The sequence below is a fragment of the Neisseria arctica genome (assembly GCF_022870905.1).
GTDB classification, from domain to species: Bacteria; Pseudomonadota; Gammaproteobacteria; order Burkholderiales; family Neisseriaceae; genus Neisseria; species Neisseria arctica.
Genome location: NZ_CP091510.1, coordinates 439,552 through 453,832 on the forward strand (window position 1 = coordinate 439,552; position 14,281 = coordinate 453,832).

Genomic DNA, 14,281 nt, shown 5'->3' on the forward strand with positions numbered 1-14,281 from the left:
CATCTACAACTTGCTTAACCGTAACGGCGTTGGAATTCCTGCATAAAGTCGATAAGTGCTTCTACACCTTGCAAAGTCATTGCATTGTAGATGCTGGCGCGCATGCCACCCATCGATTTATAGCCGCGCAATAGTTGCAAGCCGCGGGTAGTTGATTCTTGTGCAAATAATTCATCCAATTCCTTATTGCCGGTATGGAAGATTACATTCATTTTCGAACGGGCACCCGGATGAACTTTATTAATATAGAAGCCGCCGCTGTTATCAATTGCCTCATATAGCGTTTTGGCTTTTAATGTATTAATGGTTTCCATCTGCTCCACGCCGCCTTGGGATTGCAACCAGCGGAATACCAAGCCGGAAATGTAAATCGGATAAGTGGCCGGCGTATTGTACATGCCTTGTTTTTCGATATGCGCTTTGTAGTTCCAAACGTCAGGGATATGGCTGGAGCAACGATCAAGCAAATCTTCGCGGATAATTACAATCGTTGCGCCCGAGGGGCCGATATTTTTTTGCGCACCTGCGTAAATCACACCGAAATCGCTGACATTGATTTTACGCGACAAAATCTCACTCGACATATCGCATACCAAAGGAGGCATGCCGTCTTCCAATTTGGGAACTTCACGGTATTGCAGGCCGTGTACCGTTTCGTTGATCACAAAATGCACAAAGGCGGATTTCGGATCAATATCCCAAGAGCTCACAGGGGGAAGGTTGGTGTAGTTGAATTGCTCGCCGCCGTGGGCCGCCAAATGTACGTCAACGTCGGAAAGTTTGCCCATCTGGCTGTGGGCGATACGGCTCCAGTTGCCTGTTACCACCGAATCCACACGTTTGAAGCCGTTGGCCAGGTTCATCACCACCATATTAAATTGCGCGCTGGCACCGCCCTGCAAAAACAATACTTTGTAATTGTCGGGGATGTCCATCAGCTGGCGCAGATCTTGTTCGGCATGATAGAGAATACTCATAAATACATCCGAACGGTGGCTCATGGTCATCACAGAAAAGCCGGTGCCGTTGTAATCAAACATTTCGCTTTGAGCGGTGCGCAAAACCGACTCGGGTAAAATAGCGGGGCCGGCTGAAAAGTTATAAATCGGAGTAGGAAGCATAGTATCGAAAGCCTTTAAAGGAAGAGAATCCAACCGCCGACAGCCCCGTTGCAGCTGCCTTTTACAGCGGTTGCGGTAAATATACATAACTTAACGTCCGATTCTAGACGCCGCAAAACCTTTACGCAAGCCGAAAAGTAATATTTTTCAACCTTTTTATGATATTGAGTGATAGTGAAAGCATAAAAATATAACAAAAATATTATTAAAAAATAGTGAAAATTACTATTTAAAAAAATTAAAAAGGGAGTTTAACTGATTGAGGAGTAAAAACCGATAATAAAGTATAAATTTGTTTTCAGTTGTATTAGAAGGCTTGAAGCCGTCTGAAAACTGCTTTATGGTTTGTATGGGTTTTCAGGCGGCCTGCTTGCTTCGAAGGCTTGTATGATAAAAGCTTTTCTTTTAAAGATAAGCAGGTTATAATAAAGAAATTTTTCAATTTTCAAGAAAAATGGCCAGTCGGCCATTTTTTTGTTTCCGTGGAGTAAAATGGATATTCAAACCATTCTGGATAAAACCCTGCCCGGTTTGGGCTACGAACTGGTCGACTTCGAGCTTACCGCTCAGGGCGACCTGCGTGTTTTTATTGATAAAGAAGGCGGTATTACCGTTGAAGATTGTGCGACGGCCAGTAACCACCTCAGCCGCCTTTTTATGGTGGAAGATATAGATTACAAGCGTTTGGAAGTATCTAGTCCGGGGCTGGACCGCCCGTTGAAAAAGGCTGCTGATTTCGTGCGTTTTGCAGGTCAGCAGGCAAAAATCAAAACGCGTCTGCCGATAGAAGGGCAAAAAAACTTCATCGGCCGCATCGAAGGTTGTGAAAACGATACCGTACGTATTACATTCGACGGAAAGACCGCCGATATTGAAATCAGCAATATCGACAAAGCCCGTCTGCGTCCCGAATTCAAATTTTAAAAATAGCAGATTGAGATTGGAGAACCATTATGAGTCGTGAAATGCTGCAGCTGGCCGAGGCATTGGCCAGCGAAAAAAACGTGGATACCGAAGTTGTTTTTAAGGCGCTTGAGTTCGCCCTTAGTACCGCCGCCAAGAAAAAGGCGGATAGAGAGCACATGGATGTGCGCGTGGAAATCAACCGTGATAACGGCGAATACCGTACTTTCCGCCGTTGGCTGATTGTTGCCGATGAAGATTATACTTATCCGGATGTTGAAAAAACCATTGAAGAAATTCAAGAGGAAATCCCGGGAACTACTATCCAAATCGGCGAGTATTACGAAGAACAGTTAGAAAACGAAGGTTTTGGCCGACAAGCCGCCCAAACCGCCAAGCAAATTATTTTGCAACGTATCCGTGATGCGGAGCGCGAGCAGATTTTGGAAGACTTCTTGGCCCGTAAAGAAGATATCGTTATGGGTGTGGTAAAGCGTGTGGAGCGTCATGGCACTATTGTGGAAATCGGCAAACTTGATGCTTTGCTGCCGCGTGACCAAATGATCCCGCGCGAAAATTTCCGCAACGGCGACCGTGTCCGCGCATTATTCTTGCGGGTAGATGAAATCGGTAATACAGGCCGTAAGCAGGTTGTCCTCAGCCGTACTTCACGCGAATTTCTTGTTAAGCTTTTTGAAATGGAAGTTCCTGAGATCGAAGACGGTTTGTTGGAAATCAAAGAAGCGGCACGTGATCCCGGTCAGCGCGCTAAAATCGCCGTGAAGGCCAATGATGCGCGTATCGATCCTCAGGGTACTTGTATCGGTGTGCGCGGTTCTCGTGTGAATGCCGTGACCAACGAGTTGGCCGGCGAGCGAATCGATGTGGTGTTGTGGTCTCCTGAAACCGCTCAATTTGTGATCAATGCGCTTTCGCCGGCGGAAGTAAGCCGAATCGTGATTGATGAAGACAAACATGCGGTAGATGTGATTGTTGCCGAAGACCAATTGGCGTTGGCCATCGGTCGTGGCGGCCAAAACGTACGCCTTGCTGCGGATTTGACCGGCTGGCAGCTGAATATTATGACTGTAGCTGAAGCCGAAGAACGGAACGAGGCTGAAAATACGGCTATCCGCAACCTCTTTATCCAACATTTGAATGTAGATGAAGAGACTGCCGATGTTTTGGTGGAAGAGGGTTTTGCTACTTTGGAAGAAGTTGCATACGTACCGGTCAGCGAAATGCTGGAAATCGAAGGTTTTGACGAAGCTATCGTGGAAACGCTGCGTAACCGCGCCCGTGATGCCATTCTTACTTTGGCGATCGCATCAGAAGAAAAATTGGAAGATGTGGCGGAGGACATGAAAACTCTAGACGGTATCGACCAAGAGATGTTGCGTGATCTGGCACAGGCCGGCATTACTAATCGTGATGATTTGGCCGAGTTGTCGGTAGATGAGCTGATTGAGATTACCGGCGTTAGCGAAGAGGAAGCCAAAAAAGTAATTTTGGCAGCCCGCGCTCACTGGTTTAATGAAGAAAACTAAGGGGGTAAAGTATGAGTAACAATACCGTAGAACAATTTGCCGCCGAACTTAAACGCCCGGTTGAAGATTTATTGAAACAGCTTCAAGAAGCTGGAGTAGCTAAAACTTCTGGTAGTGACAGTATTACTTCGGAAGACAAACAGCTTCTGCTTGCTTATTTGAAAAAATCACATGGCAGCGAAAGCGGCACCATTAGTGTGGGACGTAAAAAGGCGGAGGTCAGCAATATCGGCGGCGTACAAGTTGAAACTCGGCGTCGAGAACGCAAGATCCGCGTACCTTCGGCAGAAGAGCTGGCAGCCGAAGCAAAGGCTAAAGCTGCTGCAGAAGCCGCTGCCCGTGCCGAAGAAGAAGCCCGTCAAGCCGAGCTGAAAAAGGCTGCCGAAGAGGCCGAGCGGATTGCGGCAGAAAAAGCCGCCGCCCAACAAGCTGAGGCTGATAAAGCAGCCAAACAGCAAGAGGAAAAAGCTCCTGCGGCAGAAACAGTGGATACACCGAAAGGTAAAAACAAACCTGTTCCGAAAGCAAAAGTACAGCCGGTACCTAAACCGGTGGAGGTGATTAGTGCCGAAGAGCAGGCAGCACGTGAAGAAGAAGCGCGCCGCGCCGCAGCTTTACGTGCCCATCAAGAGGCTTTGCTACGTGAAAAACAAGAGCGTCAAGCACGCCGTGAAGCTGTGAAACTACAAGCCCAACAGGAAGCCAAAGCAGCTAAAGAGGCTAAAAATACCGAGCCTCGCTCTGCCAAGCCGACTGAAAAGAAACCGTTGGTAACTGCTGCGGCTGCCACTCCCGCTGCTCCGGTACGTGCTAAAAAAGAGGATCGTTACAGCCAGGACGATAAAGAGACACGTCCGCGCGGCGGTAAAGGTAAAGGCCGTGACCGCAATGCGAACCGTGAAGAAGAGCGTGCACGTGGCGGTAAAAAAGGTAAAAAACAACTTAAGTTGGAACCGAACCAACACGCTTTCCAAGCACCTACCGAGCCTGTAGTGCATGAGGTATTGGTACCTGAAACCATTACCGTGGCCGAGTTGGCGCACAAAATGGCCGTCAAAGCGGTTGAAGTGATCAAAGTGCTAATGAAAATGGGCATGATGGTAACCATCAACCAGGCATTGGATCAGGATACTGCCTTGATTGTAGTGGAAGAGATGGGGCATATCGGTAAAGCTGCGGCAGCAGATGATCCGGAAGCTTTCTTGGAAAACAGTGAGGGTGAAGCTGCACACGAAGTACAGCACCGCCCGCCCGTTGTAACGGTGATGGGCCACGTTGACCATGGTAAAACTTCGTTGCTCGACTATATCCGCCGTGCCAAAGTGGTACAAGGAGAAGCGGGTGGCATTACCCAACATATCGGTGCTTATCATGTGGAAACCCCTCGTGGTGTTATTACTTTCCTAGATACACCCGGACATGAGGCATTTACCGCCATGCGTGCCCGAGGTGCAAAGGCTACCGATATCGTAATTTTGGTGGTGGCTGCCGATGACGGTGTTATGCCGCAGACCATCGAGGCGATAGCCCACTCTAAAGCAGCGGGTGTACCGATTGTTGTCGCGGTAAATAAAATTGATAAAGATACTGCCAATCCTGAGCGTATCCGCCAAGAGTTGACCGCGCACGAGGTAGTGCCGGACGAATGGGGCGGTGATGTACAGTTTGTCGATGTATCGGCTAAAAAAGGCCTTAATATTGATGCATTGCTTGAGGCGGTATTGCTTGAAGCAGAAGTATTAGAGCTGTCGGCCCCTGTGGATGCGCCGGCTAAAGGTATCATCGTAGAGGCACGCTTGGACAAAGGCCGCGGCGCGGTTGCAACCTTGTTAGTGCAAAGTGGTACATTACGTAAAGGCGATATGCTTCTTGCCGGTACTGCTTTCGGTAAAATCCGCGCGATGATGGATGAAAACGGTAAGCCTATTGAAGAGGCCGGACCATCTATTCCGGTGGAGATTCTCGGTTTGTCGGATGTGCCTAATGCCGGTGAGGATGCCATGGTATTGGCTGATGAGAAAAAAGCACGTGAAATTGCTTTGTTCCGCCAAGGCAAGTACCGTGATGTCCGCTTGGCTAAGCAGCAGGCAGCGAAGTTGGAAAATATGTTCAACAATATGGGCGAGAATCAAACCCAATCGTTGTCAGTTATTATCAAGGCCGATGTACAGGGTTCTTACGAGGCATTGGCCGGTAGCCTGAAAAAACTGTCGAATGATGAAGTAAAAGTAAACGTATTGCACAGCGGCGTAGGCGGTATTACCGAATCCGATGTCAATCTGGCTATTGCCTCCGGTGCATTCATTATCGGCTTTAATGTGCGCGCTGATGGTTCTGCCCGTAAATTGGCTGAAAATGAAAATGTGGAAATCCGTTACTACAATATCATTTACGATGCCATTGATGATGTGAAGGCAGCTATGAGCGGTATGTTGGCGCCGGAAGAGAAAGAGAATGTTATTGGTACGGTAGAAATCCGCCAAGTAATCAGCGTATCTAAAGTCGGCAATATTGCGGGCTGTATGGTAACCGACGGTATGGTGAAACGTGATTCCCACGTACGCTTGATCCGCAATAACGTGGTTATCCATACCGGAGAGTTGGCTTCTTTGAAACGTTATAAAGACGATGTAAAAGAAGTGAAGATGGGCTTCGAGTGCGGCTTAATGCTGAAAAATTACAACGACATTATGGAAGGCGACCAGCTGGAAGTATTTGAAATCGTAGAAGTAGCGCGTTCGTTGTAACTAGCGTTTCTTTTGAAAGGCCGTCTGAACTTTTAGTATTCTACAAATTTAAGAATACTAAAAGTTCAGACGGCCTTTTTATAGAAAATTTATGGCGAATAAATTTTTTAGCCGGCATAACATATTCTATTTTTACTTGATGGTTGGATAATCTTGTCATAGGCATAATTGCTGTTTATGATAAAGCTTTAATATATCAATTAAAAAAACTTAACAGCTCAAATTTGAGAATAAGCAGGCGGCAACAGCTGTAAAGCTATTTCGAATTTCGGCAGCAAACCTCAAATTAATCGCTTAAGGAAAATATTTATGAAAATTACCGGTTTCGGCGAAGTGCTTTGGGACGATTTCCCTGATGGCAAGGTATTGGGAGGCGCTCCGCTTAATGTGGCGGTACGGTTGCGCGCACTCGGTGCTGATGCAGCGATTATCAGCCGTCGCGGTGATGATGAAAATGGTGAAGAGATTACTCGTTGCATTCGGGAGAAAAATGTTTCAACCGAGTGGATTCAGGTTGATGATATACAGGCTACCGGTCTGGTAAAGGTGATGCTAGATGACAAAAATTCCGCATCCTATGACATTGTTTACCCTTGTGCCTGGGATCGTATCCAAATTGAAGAAGCGGCTATAGAGCGTGTGGCCGAATCAGATGCTTTTATTTATGGCAGCTTGGCTGTGCGCGATGAAGTTTCCCTAAATACGCTTGATCGTCTGCTTAAAGAGGCTAAATATAAGATTTTTGATGTAAATCTGAGAGCACCGCATTATCAGACGGAACGTGTGTTGAACTTGATGGAACAATCTGATTTTATCAAGCTAAATGATGATGAATTGTATGAATTAGCTGAAAAATTAGGCTCTCCCTATCATAGTTTGGAACAAAATATCCTCTTCTTGGCTGGGCTGACTAATACGGAAAGTATTTGTGTGACTTTAGGTAATCATGGTGCAGTATTATACCGTTATGGTGAAATGTATCATTACAGCGGTTTCCGGGTAAAAGTTGCAGATACTGTAGGTGCTGGGGATAGTTTTTTGGCAGGTTTGGTTTTTCAACTACTCAAGCAGGTACCACCGCAAGAGGCTCTTACTTTCGCCTGCGCATTGGGCGCTTTGGTTGCGGCACGCCATGGCGCAACGCCCGATATCGCTTTGCAAGAAATTGAAAGCTTTATAAATCCTGCCTAAATTTGTAGCCGTTAACTATAGGTAGATATATCTGCTGAAATTATATAGGCCGTCTGAAAATACAGTACAAATAGTTTAGTATGTTGATATGGTTAAATATAAAAATGCCGTCTGTAGATGATTTTCAGACGGCATTTTAGTTTCTGATTGAAGAAGTAGAATCAACCGGATTTTGTAGAATGCTTATAACTATGATATTTAACGGGAAAGGTTGTTTAGCCGTTCACTAAAATTACTTAAGTCGACACCTACCGAGCGTGCGGCTTCTAGAATTTCGTTTGAATCTTTACCTTTTTCAGCTTGGGTGTAGGCCCATAATAAAGTACTGCGTGTACCGGTACGGCAGTAGGCCAAAACAGGGGCCGGGTGCTGTTGGCGGAGAGAATCGAATTTCGCTGCGTCTTCCGTATTAATAGCCGGTGCCGTAACCGGTTGGTGAACATGATGTCGGATGCCGGCAGTATCTAGCCATTGGCAAATTGTGTTGAAGGAGGGTTGGTTTTCTTCTTCTCCGTCGGGACGGTTGCAGATAACGGTTTGGATGCCGAGCTCTGTAGCTTTTTGGATATCTTCCTCGGAAAGCTGCGGAGCTATATAAAGATTGTCATCAAGTTTGCGGATACTCATGGTTTACTCCTTTGTTTTAGGCGGTTACAGATGATTTTGGGTTCGGTAACTAATCAAAAAATTATAACTTGGCTGCTGAGCTATTTGGCTGGGCAACTGGTAATGTACAAATAAAGATTTTGCTCCGGCGATATTGAAAGCATCAGAAGCCTTTTATGATGTTAGCAGATGGAGCGGATATTTGATGTTTTAATATATTAAAATTAACCGATGCCGTCTGAAAAGTTTTCAGACGGCATCGGTATATATTTTGCGTATTCAACAATGTTTGCTTATTGGTATTTATACGGTGATGTTTGAGAAAAGCCAGCGGTAAGCTGTTTCTCGATCAGTTATGTTCAGCAAAGCGGTGTCACAATCGGCTTGCTGCACAGTCATTAATGTTTCATGTAAAACGCCGTGGCGGAAATAATGTAGTTTGGCGGTCTCGCCAATTGCCAGCGAAGACCATTGTTTGTCGAAATCAGTACAGGCAAACCCGTTAAGCGCAATGATACGGTCTTGAGGGCAGAGTGCGGTGGATTCGGCACTACCTCCGTTAAAGACGTGGGTTAGAGTGATGTTGTCGGCATTTTGTTTGTAACGGGCACCGAAATCAGTAGCAGGAAGTATTGTTTCCGGCTGGGCTTCAATAAAGTCGCCTCCATGACTGCGGGGGAGGGCTTGCCACTGTAGATGGATACCTACCGAAGCCAAACAGGTTTCTAAGGGCAGATCTTCAGTTGAATATAAGGCCGTCTGAAAAAAATCTTGTAGGTTAAGGCCGGTAATTTCTTGGCAGCGGGTTTGCCAATGCTGTTCAGGAATCCCCGTGCGTGTGTGGCACCAGTCTTGGTAAAGTATTTGCATTACATTATCAAGACTGTATCGGTTGTTACTTTCTTTGCGTATGAGCAAGTCCAAGCACAAAGCGGCCAAGGCACCTTTTTGATAATAGCTGACAATAGCATTCGGGCTGTTTTCGTCTTGCTTGTAGTACTTATTCCACGCGGTAAAGCTGGATTCTGCCAAGGTCTGTTTCAGACGGCCTTTGCCCTGCTGAACCCGTGTGATGTTTTTAGCTAGAAGTTTTAAGTAAGCCTCCGGGCTGATAACGCCGCTGCGCACTAAAAACAAATCATCGTAGTAAGAGGTAATACCTTCGAATGCCCAAAGCTGCTCGGTGTAGTTTTCGCTATCAAGTCGGTAAGGAAGAAAAGCTGCCGGCTTGATGGATTTGACATTCCATGCGTGAAAATACTCATGGCTGAACAATCCGAGTAGTTGGATGTAGTCATCATTGGGAAGTGCCGTATTTGCTTGAGGCAGGGACTTTCTATCGGCCAGTAGGGCGGTGCTGCTGATATGTTCCAGGCCGCCATAAATGTTGTTTCCCAAATGCAATAGGAAAAGATACTCGTTAAAGGGAACGGGTTTCCCAAACATATTCAATTGTGCCGTACAGATTTTCTGTATGTCGTTTAGCAATCGTGTGCGGTCAAAGTCGGCATAATGTCCGCTCAGTGCGATTCGGTGATTGATACCGGCTGCCTCGAAATCTAAAAATTCCAGCTTGCCTATTTCAAAAGGATGATCGATTAATTCGGCATAGGAGCCGGCTTGGAAAACATGGGAGCCTTTAGCCGGCAGAGTGGTAGCCGTTTGCCAGTTTTGAGGTAAACCGCATAATTCGATTTGGTGTGGAAGATGTTCGTAATTCGGTGAGTAGAGAAATAGACAGGCACCATCAAAAAATGCCCGCTCCGAAGTCAGATAAGCACCGCGGACAGATAAATCATAGGCGTAAACGGTGTAGCAAATTTGCCACTTTCCTGAGCGGGCTTCGGTTTCCCAGTGATTTTTAGTAATTTGGGTGATCTTGGCAGGTTTGCTATCGCAAAATGCTTCAATCTGAATGATATGGCGCGAAAAATCACGGATCAGGTAGCTGCCAGGTACCCAGTTGGGTAGTTTTAGTTGTAAAGGAGTGTTATCGCAATGTGTAACGGTGAGGCGGATTTGCCATTGGTGCGCAGTCGGGTTGGCAGTTAAATGATAGTGCAACATGGAGCGAAATCTCTAAATGTTAAGTTTTGTAGGGCGAAGTGGAGCACGCTTGATTTGTGTCAAGAAACATTGTCCGGCTAACCTATAATCTTACAAAATCTGACCAAAGGCAACTTGTTAGCATCGTAAAGATTACGGTTCTATACGGATTTGACTTGGTACAACACAGGTTTTGCTTTAGAATATCTCAGTTAAGCTTCTGCTGGCTGTACCTTCTAGGGCTGTCGGTGGTGTTAAATTAAGAAAAATCGGGTATATCTTTGCGTGTTTTTGTCGGGCATCGTTCCGTTCAGAGGCCGCCTAGGCGAAACCGATAGTATATTATTAGTAAAGCCATGTTTAATGGAGACCCTCATGGAAACGCAAACTTATAACTACAAGGTGGTGCGCCAGTTCGCCATCATGACTGTAGTTTGGGGTATCGTGGGCATGCTGGTGGGTGTGATTATTGCAGCCCAGCTGTTTGCTCCTTCCCTAAATTTGGCGGAAGTCGGCCCGTGGTTCCACTTCGGCCGCTTACGTCCGCTGCATACTAATGCGGTTATTTTTGCATTTGGCGGTTGCGGTCTGTTTGCCACATCTTATTATGTTGTGCAGCGCACCTGTAATGTCCGCCTTTTCGGCGGTAATATCCTGCCTGCCATTACATTCTGGGGTTGGCAGCTGGTTATCGTGTTGGCGGCCATTACTTTACCGTTGGGCCTTACGCAAGGTAAAGAGTATGCCGAATTGGAATGGCCGATTGATATTTTGATTGCTTTGGTTTGGGTAACCTATGCAGTTGTATTCTTCGGTACTATTGCAACACGTAAAATCAAACACATTTATGTGGCAAACTGGTTCTATGGCGCGTTTATCTTGGCGGTAGCCTTATTGCATATTGTTAATAACCTGAGCGTTCCGGCCGGTCTGATGAAGTCATATCCGATTTATTCGGGTGCGATTGATGCCATGGTTCAATGGTGGTACGGGCATAATGCGGTAGGTTTCTTCCTGACAGCAGCCTTCTTGGGCATGATGTATTACTTCGTTCCCAAACAAGCTGGGCGCCCGGTTTATTCTTACCGTTTGTCTGTTGTGCACTTCTGGGCTTTGATTTTTACCTACATGTGGGCAGGTCCGCATCATTTGCACTACACCGCATTGCCGGATTGGACTCAATCTTTAGGTATGGTTTTGTCGTTGATTTTGTTCGCACCTTCTTGGGGTGGTATGATCAACGGTATTATGACTCTCTCCGGTGCATGGCATAAATTACGTACCGATCCGATTTTGAAATTCTTGGTAGTATCACTTTCGTTCTACGGTATGTCGACTTTCGAAGGTCCAATGATGTCGATTAAAACCGTTAACGCATTGAGCCACTATACCGACTGGACTGTAGGTCACGTTCATTCCGGCGCTTTGGGATGGGTAGGTTTTATTACTATCGGTTCCATCTATTATCTGATTCCCCGCTTGTGGGGCAAAAAAGAAATGTACAGCACCAAGCTGATTGAAGCGCATTTCTGGATCGCAACTATCGGTGTAGTGTTGTATATCGCCTCTATGTGGATTTCAGGTGTTATGCAAGGCCTGATGTGGGGTGCTTTAAATGATGATGGTACGCTGACTTATTCTTTCGTTGAAGCTGTAAAAGGCAGTATGCCTTTCTATATGATCCGTTTCTTCGGCGGCTTGCTGTATTTGAGCGGTATGGTTCTGATGGCTTATAACGTTTACCGCACTGTAGTAAGCGGAAAAGCCGTAGATGCGGAAATTCCTGCGGTTTCCCAAACACAGCATCATTAAAAACCTGAAAGATAGGCTACTAAAATGAAATTACAACAACTAGCTGAAGAAAAAGTCGGGTTCCTGATTGTGTTTACCTTCTTGGTAATCAGTGTAGGTTTCCTGATTGAAATCGTACCATTGTTTTTTACTAAATCCGTAACCGAGCCTGCGCCGGGGGTAAAGCCTTATAGCGCGTTGCAGGTAGCCGGTCGTGACATTTATGTACGTGAAGGTTGTTATAACTGCCACTCACAAATGATCCGTCCCTTCCGTGCGGAAACCGAACGTTACGGCCATTATTCCGTTGGCGGAGAATCGGTTTATGACCGTCCTTTCCAGTGGGGTTCTAAGCGTACAGGTCCGGATTTGGCCCGTGTAGGTGGCCGCTATTCTGACGAATGGCACCGTATCCATCTGTTGAATCCGCGTGATGTTGTGCCGGAGTCTAATATGCCTGCCTTCCCATGGCTTGCACGTAATGCGGTGAATCCTGAAATCGCTGTACGTAATATGAAAGCCCTACGTGCAGCAGGAACGCCTTACAGCGATGCAGACATTGAAAAAGCACCTCAAGAACTTGCTAATAAGTCTGAATTGGATGCCGTCATCGCTTACCTGCAAGGCTTGGGTTTGGCATTGAAAAACGTAAGGTAACATCATGGATATTAATTGGGTGCGTTCCCTCTTTACAGTTTGGGTTTTTATCAGCTTCTTATTGGTTCTCTATATTGTATTGAACCGACGGAATAAGCAAAACTATAACGATGCGGCAGATAGCATTATTAATGATGATGATTTACCGCATGAGGAAACCACCCGATTACCCCGTGATAACGGAGCAAAATAATGAACACAACCTCACAATTTACCAGTAATTTCTGGAATATATACATTGCAGCGATTGTTGTGCTCAGCTTTGTCGGTTTGGCTTGGCTGTTGCTGTCGCAAAATAAAACCAAAGCACCGCCTAAGGGTGAAGATGTTAAAACAATGGGACACTCATGGGATGGTATTGAGGAATATAACAATCCTCTGCCCCGTTGGTGGTTTTATCTTTTCATTCTGACGATGGTTTTTGGTGCCGGTTATTTGGCACTTTATCCTGGTTTGGGTGATTACAAGGGTTTCCTCAATTGGACTAGCCACAACCAGTATGAAAAAGAAGTTAGTCAAGCTAATGAGCAATATGGCAAGATTTATGCCAAATTTGCCAATATGCCGATTGAGCAGGTTGCAAAAGACCCTCAAGCACAACGTATTGGTAAAAACCTGTTTGATACCTACTGTATTCAATGTCATGGTTCTGATGCCAAAGGTTCTAAAGGTTTCCCGAACTTAACCGACCACGATTGGTTATGGGGGGGAGAACCGGATAAAATCCGTGAAACTATTGAAAAAGGCCGTGTAGGTGTGATGGCTGCATGGGGTCCGGTGTTAGGTGAGGAACGTGTGAAAGATGTGGCGAATTATGTGATGTCTTTATCCAAACCTAAAGGCCAGTATGACGAAGAACGTGCCGCCCGTGGTAATCTGTTGTTTCACGGCGGTCCAGCAAACTGCTTTACTTGCCATGGCGATAAAGGTCAGGGTATCCAAGGCTTGGGTCCGAATTTAACGGATGATGTGTGGCTGTGGGGCGGTACTCAGAAAGCAATTATCGAAACCATTACTAACGGTCGTCATAATCAAATGCCGGCATGGGCAAACTTCTTGGATAATGACAAACTACATATTATGACTGCTTATGTTTGGGGTTTGTCTAATAAAGATGGTAAAGTTCCGGCGGTTGCAGCTAAACCTGCAGAGCCTGCTGTTACCAATACTGCTCCTGCTGAGTCGAATGATACCGCACGTGTTTCTTTGGAAAATGGCGTTGCAAAATTCTACTTTGCAACAGGTAAAAATGAAGTTGCAGCCGATGCGGTGACCGTTGCTGAAGAATTGGTAAAAGCCGGAAAAGATGGCAAAAAGCTGATTATTAGTGGTTTTGCAGATAGTACGGGTGATGCGGCTTCTAACGAAGAGCTATCTAAGAAACGTGCTCAAGCAGTTCAGGCTTTCCTCGAAGCTCAAGGTGTGGATGCTAAAAATATTGAGTTACGCAAACCTGAAAATACCACCGGTGCACAGGGCGATGCCGCTGAAGGCCGCCGTGTTGAGGTAAAGATTGAAGGCTAACCAGGTGATACGTACTTAATTTGAAAAAAACTACCCGCTATTATAATAAATAGCGGGTAGTTTTTATTTGGGTCGGATTAGTATGATATTGTAGCCAATGATTTAGAAAAGACAGGCAATCGTGGTGAGCGTTAATTTCAGATGGGAT

11 protein-coding genes are annotated in these 14,281 nt (G+C 45.9%); 8 read left to right on the top strand and 3 right to left on the bottom strand.

The genetic code is table 11. From position 1 onward, the window contains the following. Positions 1–14: 14 nt before the first annotated feature. The gene (gene serC, locus LVJ86_RS01910; RefSeq protein WP_047760044.1) at positions 15–1,121 is read right to left on the bottom strand and encodes a phosphoserine transaminase; all 1,107 of its coding nucleotides are present in this window, start codon (positions 1,119–1,121) and stop codon (positions 15–17) included. A 492-nt stretch (positions 1,122–1,613) separates the two neighbouring features. Between serC and rimP the strand changes: the two genes are divergently transcribed. From rimP to LVJ86_RS01930, 4 genes are all read left to right on the top strand, one after another. Further along, entirely contained in the window at positions 1,614–2,045 is a 432-nt protein-coding gene (gene rimP / locus LVJ86_RS01915; protein ID WP_047759877.1) for a ribosome maturation factor RimP, read from the top strand. 29 nt (positions 2,046–2,074) lie between these two features. Further along, positions 2,075–3,571: a transcription termination factor NusA gene (gene nusA / locus LVJ86_RS01920; protein WP_047759876.1), complete on the top strand. Its 1,497-nt coding sequence runs from the start codon at positions 2,075–2,077 to the stop codon at positions 3,569–3,571. Between the two features lie 11 nt (positions 3,572–3,582). Beyond that, positions 3,583–6,318, top strand: coding sequence for a translation initiation factor IF-2 (gene infB, locus LVJ86_RS01925; protein ID WP_047759875.1), 2,736 nt, complete (start codon positions 3,583–3,585; stop codon positions 6,316–6,318). Between the two features lie 309 nt (positions 6,319–6,627). Next, a complete protein-coding gene (locus LVJ86_RS01930; RefSeq protein WP_047759874.1) occupies positions 6,628–7,509 on the top strand; it encodes a carbohydrate kinase family protein in 882 nt (293 codons plus the stop codon). Positions 7,510–7,707: 198 nt separating this feature from the next. Here LVJ86_RS01930 and LVJ86_RS01935 read toward each other — a convergent pair whose 3' ends face one another. Together LVJ86_RS01935 and LVJ86_RS01940 are read right to left on the bottom strand one after the other, a co-directional pair. Beyond that, the gene (locus LVJ86_RS01935; RefSeq protein ID WP_047759873.1) at positions 7,708–8,136 is read right to left on the bottom strand and encodes a TIGR01244 family sulfur transferase; all 429 of its coding nucleotides are present in this window, start codon (positions 8,134–8,136) and stop codon (positions 7,708–7,710) included. Between the two features lie 282 nt (positions 8,137–8,418). Next, positions 8,419–10,182, bottom strand: a complete 1,764-nt coding sequence (locus LVJ86_RS01940) for a M61 family metallopeptidase (RefSeq protein WP_047759872.1) — start codon at positions 10,180–10,182, stop codon at positions 8,419–8,421. A gap of 354 nt (positions 10,183–10,536) precedes the next feature. On the opposite strand from LVJ86_RS01940, the gene ccoN reads away from it, so the two are divergent. Genes ccoN through ccoP form a run of 4 tightly spaced genes read left to right on the top strand, consistent with a single transcriptional unit; the run spans position 10,537 to position 14,133 of the window. Next, complete coding sequence (ccoN, locus tag LVJ86_RS01945) at positions 10,537–11,973, top strand: cytochrome-c oxidase, cbb3-type subunit I (protein WP_200900147.1); 1,437 nt, start codon at positions 10,537–10,539, stop codon at positions 11,971–11,973. 24 nt (positions 11,974–11,997) lie between these two features. Continuing rightward, on the top strand, positions 11,998–12,609 hold the full coding sequence (gene ccoO / locus LVJ86_RS01950) for a cytochrome-c oxidase, cbb3-type subunit II (RefSeq protein ID WP_047759870.1): 612 nt from the start codon (positions 11,998–12,000) through the stop codon (positions 12,607–12,609). 4 nt (positions 12,610–12,613) lie between these two features. After that, positions 12,614–12,802: a cbb3-type cytochrome oxidase subunit 3 gene (locus LVJ86_RS01955; protein WP_047759869.1), complete on the top strand. Its 189-nt coding sequence runs from the start codon at positions 12,614–12,616 to the stop codon at positions 12,800–12,802. Then, positions 12,802–14,133 carry a cytochrome-c oxidase, cbb3-type subunit III gene (gene ccoP / locus LVJ86_RS01960; RefSeq protein WP_075968060.1) on the top strand — a complete coding sequence of 444 codons (1,332 nt, stop codon included), beginning with the start codon at positions 12,802–12,804 and terminating at the stop codon, positions 14,131–14,133. The genes LVJ86_RS01955 and ccoP overlap by 1 nt, the downstream gene beginning before the upstream one ends. The last annotated feature ends 148 nt before the right edge of the window (positions 14,134–14,281 follow it).